Origin of the sequence: Motilibacter rhizosphaerae, assembly GCF_004216915.1 — a bacterium.
Classification (GTDB): domain Bacteria; phylum Actinomycetota; class Actinomycetes; order Motilibacterales; family Motilibacteraceae; genus Motilibacter; species Motilibacter rhizosphaerae.
On sequence record NZ_SGXD01000001.1, the window covers coordinates 672,293 to 687,677 of the forward strand.

The window sequence follows — 15,385 nt, forward strand, 5'->3', positions numbered from 1 at the left end:
CGGCGAACCCCGGAGCGCCCGCATGCCGGTCTCGTCCTCCCGCTCGCTCGCCGTCCTGCTGGCGGCCCCCGCCCTCGCAGCGGCTGCCCTCCCGTTGGCGGCGCCGGCCCGCGCGGCCAGCCCGTGGCACCGGCTCTCCGCGGGCTACGTCAACACGAGCTACGGGCCCTCGGTCGTGCGGACGGGGAGCGGGGAGCTGCTCGTCGCCTGGACCGAGACCGTCGCGGGCGCCGGGAGCACCCTCCACACGCGGCTCGTGTCCGCCAGGGCGGTGCCCGACGCGCAGGGGGGCACCGGCCCGACGTGGAGCGACCTCGGGGCCGACCCCGCGGCGTTCCTGCTCGCGGGGACGCCCGCGGTCGCCGTGTCCGGCAACCAGGACCTCGCCAGCACCAACCCGCGCAACGGCGTGGTGTCGCTGCTCACCGCCGCCGACGGCAGGAGCTGGGCGCTGCAGCCCGGCGCGCTGTCGGTCTCGCAGGACGCCGCCGGGGACTCGGGCCTCTCGGCGCTCGACGACGGCACCGGCTCCCCCGTCGTCGCCTTCACCAGGAGCGACGGCGCCGCCGTCACCCTGCACCACGGCTACGACGGGGCCCTCCCGACCGCTGTGCCGGACACCTCCGGTCCGGCCACCGGCACCGCCGAGGACGCGGCGCTCGTCCGCGACGCGGCGGGCCGGGTGTGGGCCGGCTGGTACGACGGCACGTCCGGGAGCGGCCAGGGCGTGTACACCCAGGAGGTCCTGCCCGAGGTGGGTCCGCTGCGGCACCTGGCGTCCTCGGTCTACCAGGAGGGCGGCGCGCCGAGCTCGACGCAGCCGGACCCGCGCGTGCCCCTCGCCGCCCGGGTCGGCGGCGGCGTCTGGACCGCGTACGCCGGGGCGGGCGGCCGCACGCTCGTCCTCGCGCAGGTGGACGGCACCCGCCAGCTGACCCTGCGGCGCTCCGCCCGCGTCCAGTACGCCGGGGTCAGCCCCGCCCCCGGCGGCCGGCTCTGGGTGTGGTGGGTCGAGGGGGGCTCGGTCTGGGCGACGCGCACCGACCCGGGGGTGACCCGCTTCGGCGCGCTCGTCCACCGGGCGGGACCCGACACCCCGACGCGCACCGCGGGCGACGGCGGGGTCGGCGTCGCGTACGGGCCGCTCGACCTCGTCGTCAACGCTGGCAATGCCGTCTGGTCCACGCGCCTGCTGGCCGGTCTCCAGGTCGCGGTGCGGCCGGTCAGCGTCCCGGCCGCCGGCGGCAGCGTCGTCGTCAGCGTGACCGACGCGGGTACGCCCGTGGCGCACGCGCGGGTCGCCGTGGGCGGCGTGCACGGCACGACCTCGTCCGCGGGCACCGTGACGCTGCGCGTGCCGCGCGGGAAGGCGGGCCGGCGCACGGTGACCGCGCAGGTGACCGGCTCCGCGTCCGGGTCCGCCTCCCTCCGGGTGCGCTGACCCGGGTGCGCTGACCCGGGAGACCTCGACCGGCAGCGCTCAGCCGACCGGGGCGGCGGTGCTCCCGCGCACGACCAGCGACGTCGCGAGCTCGATCCGGGTCGACTCGCCGCCCGAGCCGCCCTGCAGGCGGAGCAGCAGCCGCAGGGCCGTCGCCGCCATCTCGTGCACCGGCTGGCGGACGGTCGTCAGGCCGGGGACGAGCCAGCTCGCCTCCGGCAGGTCGTCGAAGCCGACCACGCTGAGGTCGTCGGGGATCCGCAGGCCGAGCCGGGCCGCGGCCTGGTAGACGCCCCGGGCCATGACGTCGGAGCAGGCGAAGACCCCGGTGGGCCGGTCCGCAGACGCCAGCAGCTCGTGCGCGACGTCCTCGGCCCGCTCCTGCGACCAGCAGGCCGACACCACGACGGGGGCGGCGGCGTCGACGGCGGAGCGGAACCCGTCGACGCGCGCGCGGCTGTTGAGGTGCTCGCCGCCGCTGATGACCGCGAGCCGCCGGTGCCCGAGGCCGAGCAGGTGCGTGGCCGCGCTGCGGCCGCCGGACCAGTTGGTCGCGCCCACGCTCGGCACGCCCTCCGGCGGCTCGACGTCGGGGTCGAGCAGCACGACGGGGATGCCCGAGGCGGCCAGGGCCTCCCGCTCGCCCGCGCCCGCACCGAACAGCGCGAGCACGGCGCCCCGCGAGCGCCGGCCGACGAGCCGGTCGACCCAGCCGCGCCCGGGCGGGTCCTCGGGGCGCGCGAGCGTGACGACGACGTCGTGGTCGGCCTCGCGGGCGGCGTCCTCCACGCCCCCGAGGACGCGGTTGGCCCAGGAGCCCTCGACCCCGTTGACGACGAGGTCGACGAGGGTGGTGGCGGGGTCGGGCGGCGGGGCGGCGGCCCTGCGCCGGCGCGGGACGTGGGCGTAGCCGACCTCCGCGACGGCCGCCAGCACCCGGCGGCGGGTCGCGTCCGAGACGTCGCTGCGCCCGTTGAGGACCTTGGAGACCGTGGGCACCGTCACCGCCGCGAGGCGCGCCACGTCCGCGAGGGTGGGCGCGGGTGCTCCGGTCGGCGGCATGCGCCCAGTCTGGTCGACCCCTGTGTTTTGCGCAACACCGCACCGAGTTTGCGCGTTGACGGTACGGGGCGCGTCTGGCAGTCTGCCGTGCTGGTGCCGACGCCCGCCACCGGGCTGCTCGGCCGCTCGTCGCGGACCTGCTGGTCCGCCGCAGGATCTGCATCGGATCTGCCGCTGGATCCGCTCGGACCGCCCCGGAGGGCCCCATGACGCTGCAGGACACGACCGCTCCCGACCTGCGCGTGGGCGTGGTCGGCTGCGGCAAGATCAGCAGCGCGTACTTCACGACGCTGGCGGCCGTCCGCGGCGTGAGCATCACCGCCGTCGCCGACCTGGACCCGGAGCGCGCGCGGGCCGCTGCGCAGGAGACCTCCTCCCGCCCGGCGACGGTGGAGGAGCTGCTCGCGGCGGACGACGTCGACCTGGTCCTCAACCTCACGATCCCCGCGGCGCACGCCGAGGTGGCGCTCGCGGCCGTCGCCGCGGGCAAGCACGTCTACGGCGAGAAGCCGCTGGCCGCGACCTCCGTGCAGGCCGAGCAGGTGCTCGAGGCCGCGCGCGCGGCCGGCGTGCGCGTCGGCTGCGCCCCCGACACCGTCCTCGGCACGGGCATCCAGACCGCGCGCCAGGTCGTCGACGCCGGCGGCATCGGCACGCCGCTCGCCGCGACGGCCTTCTTCGCCAGCCCGGGCCCGGAGGGGTGGCACCCGGACCCCGCCTTCCTGTTCGCGCCGGGGGCGGGGCCGCTGTTCGACATGGGCCCGTACTACCTGAGCTCGCTGGTCCACCTGCTCGGCCCGGTGCGCCGCGTCATCGGCGCGAGCAGCCGGCTGCGCGAGCAGCGCACGATCGGCAGCGGGCCCAAGGCCGGCACGAGCTTCGACGTCACCGTCGACACGCACGCGACCGGCGTGCTCGAGCACGACAGCGGGGCGCTCAGCACCCTGCTCATGAGCTTCGACGTGGCGCACCACTCGCTGCCCCCGATCGAGGTGCACGGCAGCGCCGGCTCGCTGTCGGTGCCCGACCCCAACCGGCACGCGGGCGAGGTGCGGCTGCGCGGGACGGCGGCGGAGGAGCGGGAGGTCGTCGCCCCGAGCGCGGGCTACCTCGACACCCAGCGCGGCTGCGGGGTCGCGGACCTGCACCACGCGGTTCAGGCCGGCCAGCCCCACCGGGCCTCCGCCGAGCTCGCCGCGCACGTGCTCGAGGTGATGGAGGCCTTCGCGGCGTCGGCGGAGGCCGGCCGCGCGGTCGAGATCGCGTCCTCCGTCGAGCGGCCGGCGCTGGTGCCGCTCACCGACCTCACCGCGTAGCCGCCCTCCTCCTCTCGTGCCGCCCCGGGAGCGACGCCCCGCCGTCGCCCCGGGGCGTCGTGCTGTGCCGAGTGCGCCGTCCGCCAGTGCTCCGGGTCGTGCTCCGCCCAGTGCTCTCGGTGACCATGCTGTCGCTCGTGCCTCGTCCGGTCCTGCGCGGTGCGTGCCGGTTCTGGTTCGATCCGCAACGAAATGCCTGACACAGCGTCAGCGCGACAGCGACAACGCGTGAGAATTTCGTGAGAAGTACTCCCGTCGGACACATCGGGTCACCTAGCATGATCGATGCGTGACCAGACCCGATGGAGTGACGTTCCTTCGAGGGTCTTGACACGTGCGCTGGGTGCTCACTCGTTGGGGGCCTCCAGCGCCGGCTCACGGGGGGCCGAAACCCTTCTTGTCGGGTACGAGGCGGGCGCACAGCGTCGGCATGAGAGGTAGAGGCCCCCCATGACTGCTTCCCCGTACTCGCGCACAGCTGCCCTCGTCGGCGCCTCCGCGATCGCCGCGATGCTCGTCGCCGCCGCCCCCGCGGCACCCGCTCCGTCCCCCGGCCGCTGGCTCGGCTCCGCCTCCACCGCTGCGGGTACGGGCCTGTCGCCCGCCGCCGTCGCCGCCCGGGTCGACGCCCCCGCCGCCTGGCGCGCCGGCGCCACCGGAGCCGGCGTGGACGTCGCCGTGGTCGACACCGGCATCGCCCGGGTGCCCGGGCTGGACTCCCCCGGCCAGGTGCTGCGCGGCTTCGACGCCGCCGGCGGGGCGCGTGGCGACGCGTACGGCCACGGCACGGTCATGGCCGGGCTCATCGCCGGTCGCGGCGGACAGGCGGAGGGTGTCGCGCCCGGCGCGCGCCTCGTCGACGTCCGCCTCTCCGGGCGCGCGGGCGCGGTGAGCGCGACTGACATCGTGCGAGGCATCGACTGGACCGTGGGTCACGCCCACACCGGCGGCCGGAACATCCGCGTCCTCAACCTCTCCGCCGGTGTGCCCGCCGGCGCCCCGGGTGCCGCGGCCGTGCAGGCCGCCGCCCGCCGGGCGGTGGCCGCCGGCATCGTCGTCGTGGCTGCGGCGGGCAACTCCGGCGCCGGCGCGCCCGTCGACGCTCCTGCCGCTGACGCCGCCGTCATCGCCGTCGGTGCGACGGGCAGCACCGGGCTGCTCGCCGCAACCTCCACCGGCGACGCGACGCGCGCTCCCGACCTGCTCGCTCCCGGCGAGCGCATCCTCGGCCTGCGCAGCCCCGGCTCGGCGCTCGCCGCCCAGCACCCGCAGGCGCTCATCGGCACCCGCTGGCTGCGCGGCTCCGGCACCTCCCACGCCACCGCCGTCGTGAGCGGCGCCGTCGCCGTGCTCCTCTCCGCGCGGCCCGACCTCACCCCCGACCAGGTCAAGGCGCTGCTCGTCGGGACCTCCTCGCCCGTCGTCGCCGGCGTACCGGTCGGGCAGGCCGACGTCGCCGCCGCGCTGGCCGCGACCGCCGCTCCTGCAGGCGTGCGCGGAAGCGCCTCGACAACGATCGGTGATGACGCGCACACTGCCGGGTACGGCGCGGGCTGGCGCGGCTCGGGTTGGCGCGGCGCGGGCTGGCGCGGCGCGGGCTGGCGCGGCGCGGGCTGGCGCGGCGCGGGCTGGCGCGGCGCGGGCTGGCGCGGCGCGGGCTGGCGCGGTGCGGGCTGGCGCGGAGCGGGCTGGCGCGGAGCGGGTTGGCGCGGAGCCGGTTGGCGCGGAGCCGGTTGGCGCGGCGCGGGTTGGCGCGGCGCAGGCTGGCGCGGTGCGGGCTGGCGTGGCGCCGGGTGGCGCGGAGCTGGCTGGCGTGGCGCCGGGTGGCGCGGCGCAGGTTGGCGGGGCGCCGGCTGGCGTGGCGCGGGCTGGCGGGGCGCCGGATGGCGATAGTGAGGGGCTGAACGTCGAGGAGGTCCCGTGGAGAGCTGGCGTGCGGCACTGCCGCGCTACGGCCCCCACGCGCTCACGGGCCTCCTGAGCATCGCGGCCGTCGCGCTCATCGCCCTCGCGGTGGACGTCGTCCCGGGCAGCGGACGGCCGTGGGACCTGCTCTGGCTGACCGTCGCCTTCCTGCTCGCGGACATGCTCGTGCTCAAGCTCGAGGTCCGCCGGCAGACGCTCGTCGTGCACTTCGCCGAGATCCCTCTCGTGGTCGGCCTGCTCGTCTCCGGGCCGGTGTGGCTGGTGCTCGCCCGCACGCTCGGCGTCGGCATCGGCGGGGTGCTGGGGAAGCTGCCGCCGTACAAGTGGTTCTTCAACGTCGCGCTCTACCTCGTCGCGACCACCCTCGCCGTCCTCAGCTTCCACGTCCTGGCGGACGACACGCACACCAGCCACCACGGTGCTGCGGCAGCGGCAGCGGCCGCTGTCTCCACCGCGGCGGCCGCGCTGTTCGAGTTCGTCGTCGTGCAGGTCGTCATCGCGCTGGTGCAGGCCCGGCCCCCCTCGCGGCAGATCATGCTCGCGCTCTGGACCCTCGTCCTCAGCGGCGCGGTGAGCGTGCTCACGGGTCTCGTCGTCGTCACCCTGCTGCAGGGGCAGGTCTGGCAGCGCTGGCTCCTCGTCCCGCTGGCCGTCGTCATCTACCTCGCCTACCGGGCGTACTCGCGCCTGCTCGGGCGGCACCTCGCGCTGGAGCGGCTCTACGAGATGGCCCGCTCGGCCCGTTCCTCCACCGACCGCCAGCAGGCGCTGGAGGCGCTGCTCCAGCGCGTCCGCGACGTGCTCAACGCCGAGGAGGCGCGCATCGTCGTGCCGCCCGACGAGCACAGCCCGTACGGCTGGTCCGCGCGCTCGTGGGAGGACGGCTTCGAGGTGCCGGCGGGGGGCGACGGGGTCCTCCACGAGCTCGTCCGCAGCAGCGGTGCCCCGCGGCTCGTCTCCTCGGGCACGAACGACCCGGCGCTGCAGCGCTGGCTGCGCGAGCGCGGCGCCCGCGAGGCGATCGTCGTGGCGCTCTCCGGTGAAGCGGGGATCATCGGCACGCTCGAGGTGACCGACCACCTGGCGGAGGTGCGCCCCTTCGGCCCGGCGGACGTCGAGCTGCTCGAGACGCTCGCCGCGCACGCCGGGTTCGCACTGGAGAACAGCAACCTCCTGGAGCGCCTGCAGTACGACGCCACGCACGACCCGCTCACCGGTCTCGGCAACCGCGTCGCGTTCGTCGACGCGCTCACCGCGGCGCTCGACGGGAAGCAGCCCGCCGCCGTGTGCATGCTCGACCTCGACGAGTTCAAGGACATCAACGACGCGCTCGGGCACCACAGCGGCGACCGGTTGCTGCACCTCGTCGCCGAGCGGCTCTCCGCCGCCCTCCCCGAGGCCGCGCTCGTGGCGCGCTTCGGTGGTGACGAGTTCGGCGTCCTCCTCCACACGGCGGAGCAGTCGGTCGCCGAGCAGGTCGCGCGGCGCATCGTCGAGGCGCTCGCCGAGCCGGTCCCGCTCGCGGAGGCGGTGATCCACGTCGGCGCCTCGATCGGGGTGGCCCTCGCGCCGGAGCACGCGCACGACGCCGCGGTGCTGCTGCAGCGCGCCGAGATCGCGATGTACGCCGCCAAGGAGGCCGGGCGCGACCTCCGGGTCTTCGACTCCACCCTGGACGACGGCACGCCGCGCCGGCTCGCGCTCGTCGCCGAGCTGCGCGACGCCCTCCGCCAGTCCGAGCTCGTCGTCTACTACCAGCCGAAGGTGCGCCTGGACGACGAGGAGATCGCCGGCGTCGAGGCCCTCGTCCGCTGGCACCACCCGACGCGCGGCATCGTCGGGCCCGACGACTTCATCCCGCTCGCGGAGCGCTCCGGCCTCATCGAGCCGCTGACGGGCGTCGTGCTCGAGTCGAGCCTGCGCCAGTGCCGCGCCTGGCTCGACGAGGGCAAGCACGTCCCCGTCGCCGTCAACATCAGCGTGCGCGCGCTGCTCGACCCCGGCTTCGTCGAGCAGGTGGCCCGCGTGCTCGAGCGCACGGGCGTCGCCCCCGCGATGCTGACGCTGGAGCTCACCGAGTCCAGCGTCATGAGCGACCTGCCGCGGTGCATGGGCACGCTGCACCAGCTGGTCGCGTCGGGCGTGCGGATCTCGGTCGACGACTTCGGTACGGGGTGGTCCTCGCTCAGCCAGCTGCGCCACCTGCCCGCCTCCGAGGTGAAGATCGACAAGTCCTTCATCCTCGCCATGGCCACCGACGAGCACGACATCGCCGTCGTGGGCGCCATCGTCAAGCTCGCGCACGACCTCGGCAAGCGCGTCGTCGCCGAGGGCATCGAGGACAAGCTGACCTGGCGCAAGCTCGCCGACCTCGGGTGCGACGTCGCGCAGGGCTTCTTCCTCAGCCGCCCGCTGCCGCCGGAGCGGCTGGCGGCCTGGATGCGCGAGAACGCCCTCTCGCCCGGGCACCCCGTGGACGCGCCGGACGCGGCGGTGCGGCGCAAGGCGTACCCTTTGCGGCTCGTCTCGCGGGGCTAGCTGCTCCGCGGGGTCACAGGTCGGGCTCTGGCTCGGGTTCCAGCTCGCCGGAGTGGCGTGGCGCGTACCCCTTGAGCCGGGCGCTCGACCCGTCCCACAGCGCGATCCCCCCGAGCAGGCCGGCGATGTTCGGCACGGTCGTCACGTCGGCGCCGAGGTCCACGCGCAGGTGGCGGGCGTTGCCGCCGCCGACGTACAGCCGGTCCCACCACAGCACCCAGCGCAGGCCGTAGACGGCGTCGGCGACGCGCGCGTTCCAGCGCTCGCGGCCGATCCGCGCGCGGGCGAGGTTGCCGAGCCGCTCGTCGTACGACTCGCCCTTGCGCAGCAGGTGCGCCGACATCTCGATCTTCGGCAGCAGTCGCCCGTCCTCGAACATCGCGAACCCGAACCCCGTGCCCAGCGTGATGACGACCTCGAAGCCGCGGCCCTCGATCACCGCGCAGCCGTGCATCTCCGCGTCGTTGACCGCGCGGACGGGCGCGCCGAGCGCCGCCGCGAGCGCGGCCTCGACGTCGAAGTCGCGCCACTCCTCGACCAGGGCGGGGTCCTGCGGGCTGAAGGGGCCGGCGACCGTCACGAAGTGGGGCGTGTGCTTGACGCGGCCCTGCCGCAGGACGCCCGGGACGCCGACGGAGACGCGGTCCCACGTCCCGAACTCGCGCGTCAGCTCGACGATCGTCGCGACGAACACCGACGTGGGGCAGGGGTACGGCGTCTCCACCCGCCGCCGGGGGGTGACCAGCGTGCCGCTCTGGTCGAGGACGCCCGCCTTGATGCCGGTCCCCCCGCAGTCGACGACGAGCGTGCGGGCTCCGGAGGCGGTGGGCACAGTCGAGACTACTGTGGCGCCATGGGAGGACCAGGCATGACGGCGCCGGAGACGGGGCTGCCGGAGACGGGGCTGCCGGAGGGCACGTCCCGCCCGCGGCTGCTCGTGCGCCGCTACGGCGACCCGGTGCTGTCGACCCCGGCCCAGCCGGTCGAGGCGTTAGACGACGAGCTCGCCGACCTCGTCGACAAGATGTGGGAGACGCTCGCGGCCGCCGACGGCGTCGGGCTCGCCGCGCCGCAGGTGGGCGTGGGGCTGCGGCTGTTCGTCATCGACTGCCCCGGCCCCGACGACACGCACGCCAAGGGCGTCGTCGTGAACCCCGTCCTCGAGGTCGACGAGCGCAGCCGCGACCTCGACAGCGGCGAGGAGGGCTGCCTGTCGGTGCCCGGCGCCTGGCACGAGGTGGCCCGCCCGGGGTGGGCGCGCGTGACGGGCGTCGACGAGCACGGCGAGCCCGTCTCCTTCGAGGGGACCGGGCTCATCGCCCGCTGCCTCCAGCACGAGTACGACCACCTCGACGGGATCGTCTACGTGGACCGGCTCCCCAGGCGGGCGCGCAAGCGGCTGCTGGAGGAGATGGGCTCACCCGCGTGGTCCGACCTCGCCCGAGATGAGCGCCGCGACGGGTCCCGAGACGAGCAGGAGCGCGTGTGAGCGACCAGACCGGTGCCCCGCAGAGCGGTGGGGGCAGCAGCAGCGTCGTCGAGACCGACGTCGTCGTCATCGGTGGTGGTCCGGCGGGCGAGAACGCCGCTGACCGCGCCGTCCAGGGCGGCTTGCAGGCCGTGCTCGTCGAGGGTGAGCTGCTCGGGGGCGAGTGCTCCTACTGGGCGTGCATGCCGAGCAAGGCGCTGCTGCGCGACACCCAGGTGCTGAGCGAGGCCAGGGCCCTGCCCGGCGCGCGCGCCGCCCTCAGCGGCCAGCTGGACGTGGCGGCGGTGCTCGCCCGGCGCACGTCGTTCACCTCGGACTGGGACGACGCGGGCCAGGTGTCGTGGGCCGACGGCGCCGGCATCAGCGTCCTGCGCGGTCACGGCCGCCTCTCCGGGGAGCGCGAGGTCACGGTCGAGACGGCCGAGGGGGTCCGTACGCTGCGGGCGAGGCACGCCGTCGTCCTGGCCACCGGCTCGACGGCCGTGGTCCCCGGCACCTTCGCCGACGTGCAGCCGTGGACCAGCCGGGAGGCGACGTCCGCCAAGGAGCCGCCCGCGAGCCTCGTCGTGGTCGGCGGCGGGGTCGTCGCCTGCGAGCTCGCACTGGCGTGGCAGGGGCTGGGCTCGACCGTCACGCTGCTCGTCCGCGACCAGGGCCTCCTCGGCCGGCTGGAGCCCTTCGCCGGCGAGCTCGTCCTCGCGGGGCTGCGCGAGCACGGCGTCGACGTCCGGCTCGGGGTCAGCGTCGAGTCCGCCCGCCGCGAGGACGGCGAGGTGGTCCTCGGGCTCGCCGGCGGCGGTGAGGTGCGCGCGGCGGAGGTGCTCGTCGCGACGGGCCGGCGGCCGCGTACCCGCGACGTGGGGCTCGAGTCCGTCGGGATCGACCCGGAGCACGCCGTCGAGGTCGACGACACGCTGCGGGTCCCGGGCTCGGACTGGCTGTACGCCGTCGGAGACGTCAACGGCCGCAACCTGCTCACGCACATGGGCAAGTACCAGGCCCGGGCGTGCGGAGACGCGATCGCGGCGCGAGCGCGCGGCGAGCAGCTCACCGGCGAGCGCTGGGCGAGGACGTCCGCGAGCGCCGACGCCGCGGCGACCCCGTCGGTGGTGTTCACCGTGCCCGAGGTGGCGTCGGTGGGGCTGACCCTCGCCGAGGCCCAGTCCCGCGGCCTGCGCGTGCGCGCGGTCGACTACGAGCTGGGTTCCGTCGCCGGCGCCTCGCTGCTCGCCGACGGCTACTCCGGGACGGCGCGCCTGGTCGTCGACGAGGACCGGCGCGTCGTCGTGGGCGCGACGTTCGTCGGCGCGGGCGTCGCCGAGCTGCTCCACTCGGCCACCGTCGCCGTCGTCGGCGAGGTGCCGCTGGAGCGCCTGTGGCACGCGGTGCCGTCCTACCCGACCATGAGCGAGGTGTGGCTCCGGCTGCTGGAGGCGTACGGCCTCTAGGGTGCGGTAACCTCGCTCCTGCTGGAGGCGTCGCCTAGTCCGGTCTATGGCGCCCGCCTGCTAAGCGGGTTGAGGCCTACAAGCCTCTCGCGGGTTCAAATCCCGCCGCCTCCGCACCCCCCGGCCGTCGGGCACGATCGCGTGCCCGGCGGCCGGACCCGTCTCTGCTCACCCCCGCCGCCCTCGGCGGTGATCATGCACGTCTCGCGCCGCCCCAGGTCCTGCATGATCACGGGGGAGGAGCGGGCGCGGCGGCGGTCGGGCGGCGGCCGAGCAGGGCGAGCACCGCGGCGGCGGCACCGACGAGCCCCACCGCGCCCAGGCCCTCCACCACCGCGAGCGCGACGGCAGCGGCGCGGCCGGCCCGCTCCGGGTCCACCGCCACCGCGGCGGCGAGCGTCGTGCCGGCGCCGGGCGCGGCGTACCGGAAGAGCGCGAGGCTCGCGCTCCCCAGCACGGCGATCCCGAGCGCGCCGCCCAGCTCCGCCCCGGCCTCGGAGACGGCGGACGCCGCTCCGGCGCGGGAGACCGGTGCACTCGCCACGACCGCGTCGGTCGTGACGACGTAGACGGGCGCGAGGCCGACGGCGGCGACGACGCTGCTCCCGACGACGGCCGGCAGGCCGCCGCCCCACGGCAGCGACACCAGCACGCCGGATCCCACCGCTGACAGCACCAGGCCGGCCGCGAGCACGGGGACGCGGCCGACCCGGCGCAGGGCGAGCGGGCAGAGCAGCGAGCTGACGCCGTACGCCGCGGCCCCCGGCACGCCCCAGGCCGCCGCACGCAGGGCCGACATCCCCAGCACGAGCTGGAGGTACTGAGAGACGAGGACCTCCGTGGCGTAGAGCACGGCGAACGCCAGGGCGTTGACGCCGAGCGGGACCGCACTGCCCCGGCGGCGCAGCAGGTCGAGGTCGAGCAGCGGGTGCTCGAGGCGCGCCTGCCGCCGCAGGAACGCGACCCCGACCAGGACGCCCGCTGCCCCGGCCAGCGCGTACGCGGTGCGCACGCCGTCCTGCCCGGCCTGCTCGACGCCCCAGACGGCGGGCAGGACCGCCGCGAGGAGCAGCCCGACGCTCGGCAGGTCGACCCGGCGCGTGTGCGGCTCGCGCACCTCGGGGAGGACGACCGGGCCGAGGACGAGCAGCAGCGCCATCACGGGGACGGCGACGAGGAAGACCGCGCCCCACCACGCCGCCGCGAGCAGGACGCCACCGACCAGCGGCCCGACGACGCCGCCGAGGGCGAAGCTCGCGGCCCACACGCCCAGGGCGGCGGAGCGGCGGCCGGGGTCGGGGAACAGGGCGCGCACCAGCGAGAGCGTCGAGGGCATCAGCGTGGCGCCGGACGCGCCCAGCAGCAGGCGGGCGAGCACGAGCACCAGTGGCGACGAGGCGCTGGCGGCGAGCAGGGAGGCGAGCGCGAAGCACGCTCCGCCCCAGAGCAGCACCCTGCGCCGACCCACCCGGTCGCCGAGCGCACCCATGGGGACGAGCAGGGCGGCCACGACCAGCGCGTAGCTGTCGACGATCCAGAGCAGCTCGGCTCCGCTGGGCCGGAGGTCGGCGCTGAGCGCGGGGACGGCGAGGTCGAGGACCTGGGCGTCCATCGAGACGACGAGGCAGGGGAGCACGAGGACGGCGAGCCCCGCCCACGCCCGCCGGTCGGACACCCGTGCGGACTCCGCCGGCGCCAGCTGGACGGCCACGGCGCACCTCCTGCTCCTCGTGACACCGACCACCGTCCATCACCGGTGTGACACCTGTCAACCGCTTATACTGGTGTGATGGACGACGGGACGCTGCTCCTGCAGGACTTCCTCAACACCCACGAGCACCAGGTCGCGGACGAGCGGGTGGGGACCCCGGCGGCGCTGGCGGAGTGGTTCGTGCAGCACGGCCTGCTGCCAGCGGGCGTCCGGCTGACCGCGGCGGACGTCGTCCTGGCGCACGACCTCCGCGAGGGCCTGCGCGAGCTCGTGCAGGCGCACGCCGGGCACGACGTCGACGAGGCCGGCCTCGCGCGGCTCGAGACCGCGCTCGCCTCCGTCCCCCTGCGCCTCGTGCCGGAGCACGACGGCCGGCTGCGGCTGCGAGCGACCGGCGCCCGGCCCGTCGACCTCGCGCTCGCCCGGCTGCTCGCCGCCGTCGCAGCGGCGCAGGAGGACGGCAGCTGGGAGCGGCTGAAGGTGTGCGCGCGCGACTCCTGCCGCTGGGCCTTCCTCGACACCTCGCGCAACCGCTCGGGGCGGTGGTGCTCGATGGCGGGGTGCGGCAACGTCGTCAAGACGAGGCGCGCCTACGCCCGGCGCACGGGCCGCGCCGCGCCCTGAGCGCTGCGCCGTCCGCGTGGTCGCACGGCCTGCCCCGTCCAGCGCACTCAGGTACGCCGCGTGACTGCCGACACTCCGGGTAGTCGTGCCCGGGTCCTTCGACCTTCCCGGGCCCCTCCGGAAGGCTCTCCATGGTCCAGACCGCTGGTACGCGGCCCGTCCGCGTCTTCCTGCTCGACGACCACGAGATCGTCCGCCGCGGCCTCCGCGACCTGCTCGAGAGCGACCCCTCCATCGAGGTCGTCGGCGAGGCGGGGACCGCGGCCGAGGCGCGCCGCGGCATCCTCGCGCTGCTCCCCGACGTGGCCGTGCTCGACGGGCGCCTGCCCGACGGCAGCGGCGTCGAGGTCGCGCGCGACGTGCGCTCCGCGCACCCCGAGATCCACGTGCTCATCCTCACGTCGTACGACGACGACGAGGCGCTGTTCGCCGCGCTCACGGCCGGCGCCTCGGGCTACCTGCTCAAGCAGATGCGCGGCGACGACCTGGTCGAGGCCGTGCACCGCGTCGCCGCCGGCCAGTCGCTGCTCGACCCCGCCGTCACGGCACGCGTCATCGACCGCCTGCGCGGAGGTGGCCGGCCGGACCGCCTCGGCAGCCTCACCGAGCAGGAGCGCCGCATCCTCGGCTACATCGCCGAGGGCATGACCAACCGCGCGATCGCGGAGACCCTCGGCCTCGCCGAGAAGACGGTGAAGAACCACGTGTCGAGCATCCTCGGCAAGCTCGGGCTGGAGAGCCGCACGCAGGCCGCGATCTTCGCGACCAAGCACGTGCAGAAGAGCGCCTAGGCGCGTACGGGTCCGGCGAGCGCGCGCGCCGCGTCCGTCCCCGGCAGCGGGAGCACGGACCCGAGCACGGCCACCGCGTCCGCGAGGGCGAGCACCTGCCCGTAGGTCCCCCACACGGCGCCTCGCGCGGTGAGCGCGAGCGGCACCGCGACCGCGAGGAGCGCCCCGCTCGCTGCAGGTCCTGCCAGGCAGGTCAGCGCATGGCCACGGGCATCGTGGGCGGGGGAGCGGCGTACCGCGGCGGAGACGAGCCCACGCACCACCAGGCCGTGCACGCGGATGCCGTGCAGCCGGGCGGCCAGCGCATGGGCGCCCTCGTGCACGGCCGTCGAGGTCAGGACTGCCGCGAGCGCAGCCACTCCGCCGAGCATGGCGCGACTCCCCGCTCCGCGGACCAGCAGGGCGCCCGTGACTCCCGCGACGAGCATCGCGTGCTCCGCGACCGCGCGGCGGGTCAGCTGCAGCCGCGCCTCAGGCACTGACGGCCTCCCGCTCGCGCGACCACGCAGCCACCCAGCGGAGCACCTCGGTCAGCGGCGGCGTCGCCCCCTCGCCCGAGGAGCCGTCGGCGAGCGCGACCCCGTGCACTGGCGGGACGACGCCGATGCCGTCCGCGCGCAGCTGGTCGGCATTGCGCTGCACCACGGGCTTCCTCCACATGACGTGGTTCATGCTCGGGACCACGACGACCGGGCAGGCCGCCGCGAGCACGGCGGCGCCGAGCAGGTCGGGAGCCGTCCCCGCGGCCGTCCGCGCCAGGAAGTCCGCCGTGGCAGGCAGGACGAGCAGCAGGTCCGCCCACGACGCGACCTCGACGTGGTCGACGGCGGGTGACGTGACCGGCCGTGCCTCGACCCCCAGCACCTCCGCCCCGCTCATCACGGCCAACGCCCGGGGAGCCACGAACTGCGTGGCAGCAGGGGTGAGCACGACGCGCACCTCGGCGCCGAACAGCTGGCGCAGGGCGAGGACCTGCGTGGGGGTGTGCGCGGCGGAGATGGAGCCGGTGACCCCCAGCAGCACGCGACGTGGACAGGGC

13 protein-coding genes and 1 tRNA gene are annotated in these 15,385 nt (G+C 76.1%); 9 read left to right on the forward strand and 5 right to left on the reverse strand.

What is annotated here, in order from left to right:
* The first annotated feature begins 22 nt into the window (after window positions 1-22).
* Window positions 23-1,441 carry a hypothetical protein gene (locus EV189_RS03010; RefSeq protein WP_130491439.1) on the forward strand — a complete coding sequence of 473 codons (1,419 nt, stop codon included), beginning with the start codon at window positions 23-25 and terminating at the stop codon, window positions 1,439-1,441.
* Window positions 1,442-1,480: 39 nt separating this feature from the next.
* Here the strand turns inward: EV189_RS03010 and EV189_RS03015 are convergent, their stop codons facing one another.
* Window positions 1,481-2,503, reverse strand: a complete 1,023-nt coding sequence (locus EV189_RS03015) for a LacI family DNA-binding transcriptional regulator (RefSeq protein WP_130491440.1) — start codon at window positions 2,501-2,503, stop codon at window positions 1,481-1,483.
* A gap of 206 nt (window positions 2,504-2,709) precedes the next feature.
* Between EV189_RS03015 and EV189_RS03020 the strand changes: the two genes are divergently transcribed.
* The 3 genes from EV189_RS03020 (at window position 2,710) to EV189_RS03030 (ending at window position 8,283) form a co-directional block, all read left to right on the forward strand.
* Window positions 2,710-3,819: a Gfo/Idh/MocA family protein gene (locus tag EV189_RS03020; RefSeq protein ID WP_130491441.1), complete on the forward strand. Its 1,110-nt coding sequence runs from the start codon at window positions 2,710-2,712 to the stop codon at window positions 3,817-3,819.
* A 450-nt stretch (window positions 3,820-4,269) separates the two neighbouring features.
* Window positions 4,270-5,712 (forward strand): S8 family serine peptidase, encoded by a 1,443-nt coding sequence (locus tag EV189_RS03025; RefSeq protein WP_130491442.1) that lies wholly within the window; start codon window positions 4,270-4,272, stop codon window positions 5,710-5,712.
* Between the two features lie 27 nt (window positions 5,713-5,739).
* Window positions 5,740-8,283 (forward strand): putative bifunctional diguanylate cyclase/phosphodiesterase, encoded by a 2,544-nt coding sequence (locus EV189_RS03030; RefSeq protein WP_130491443.1) that lies wholly within the window; start codon window positions 5,740-5,742, stop codon window positions 8,281-8,283.
* A gap of 13 nt (window positions 8,284-8,296) precedes the next feature.
* On the opposite strand, the gene EV189_RS03035 is transcribed toward EV189_RS03030, so the two are convergent.
* Entirely contained in the window at window positions 8,297-9,115 is an 819-nt protein-coding gene (locus EV189_RS03035; RefSeq protein ID WP_130491444.1) for an ROK family protein, read from the reverse strand.
* Between the two features lie 36 nt (window positions 9,116-9,151).
* Here EV189_RS03035 and def point away from each other — a divergent pair, with 36 nt between their 5' ends.
* The 3 genes from def to EV189_RS03050 all read left to right on the forward strand — a co-directional run bounded on the left by def (window position 9,152) and on the right by EV189_RS03050 (window position 11,334).
* Window positions 9,152-9,772, forward strand: coding sequence for a peptide deformylase (def, locus tag EV189_RS03040; protein ID WP_130491445.1), 621 nt, complete (start codon window positions 9,152-9,154; stop codon window positions 9,770-9,772).
* Window positions 9,769-11,220: a dihydrolipoyl dehydrogenase family protein gene (locus EV189_RS03045; protein ID WP_130491446.1), complete on the forward strand. Its 1,452-nt coding sequence runs from the start codon at window positions 9,769-9,771 to the stop codon at window positions 11,218-11,220. Before def ends, EV189_RS03045 begins: the two co-directional genes overlap by 4 nt.
* Before the next feature lie 23 nt (window positions 11,221-11,243).
* Window positions 11,244-11,334, forward strand: a tRNA-Ser gene (locus EV189_RS03050).
* A 115-nt stretch (window positions 11,335-11,449) separates the two neighbouring features.
* Here the strand turns inward: EV189_RS03050 and EV189_RS03055 are convergent.
* Window positions 11,450-12,931, reverse strand: coding sequence for an MFS transporter (locus tag EV189_RS03055; RefSeq protein ID WP_231116013.1), 1,482 nt, complete (start codon window positions 12,929-12,931; stop codon window positions 11,450-11,452).
* A gap of 78 nt (window positions 12,932-13,009) precedes the next feature.
* Here EV189_RS03055 and EV189_RS03060 point away from each other — a divergent pair, with 78 nt between their 5' ends.
* Entirely contained in the window at window positions 13,010-13,555 is a 546-nt protein-coding gene (locus EV189_RS03060) for a CGNR zinc finger domain-containing protein (protein ID WP_130491447.1), read from the forward strand.
* Window positions 13,556-13,686: 131 nt separating this feature from the next.
* The gene (locus EV189_RS03065; protein WP_130491448.1) at window positions 13,687-14,346 is read left to right on the forward strand and encodes a response regulator; all 660 of its coding nucleotides are present in this window, start codon (window positions 13,687-13,689) and stop codon (window positions 14,344-14,346) included.
* On the opposite strand, the gene EV189_RS03070 is transcribed toward EV189_RS03065, so the two are convergent.
* The gene (locus EV189_RS03070; RefSeq protein WP_130491449.1) at window positions 14,343-14,825 is read right to left on the reverse strand and encodes a zinc metalloprotease; all 483 of its coding nucleotides are present in this window, start codon (window positions 14,823-14,825) and stop codon (window positions 14,343-14,345) included. The two genes, EV189_RS03065 and EV189_RS03070, sit on opposite strands and share 4 nt — an antisense overlap.
* Complete coding sequence (locus EV189_RS03075; RefSeq protein ID WP_165400099.1) at window positions 14,818-15,369, reverse strand: flavoprotein; 552 nt, start codon at window positions 15,367-15,369, stop codon at window positions 14,818-14,820. Before EV189_RS03075 ends, EV189_RS03070 begins: the two co-directional genes overlap by 8 nt.
* Window positions 15,370-15,385: the final 16 nt, after the last annotated feature.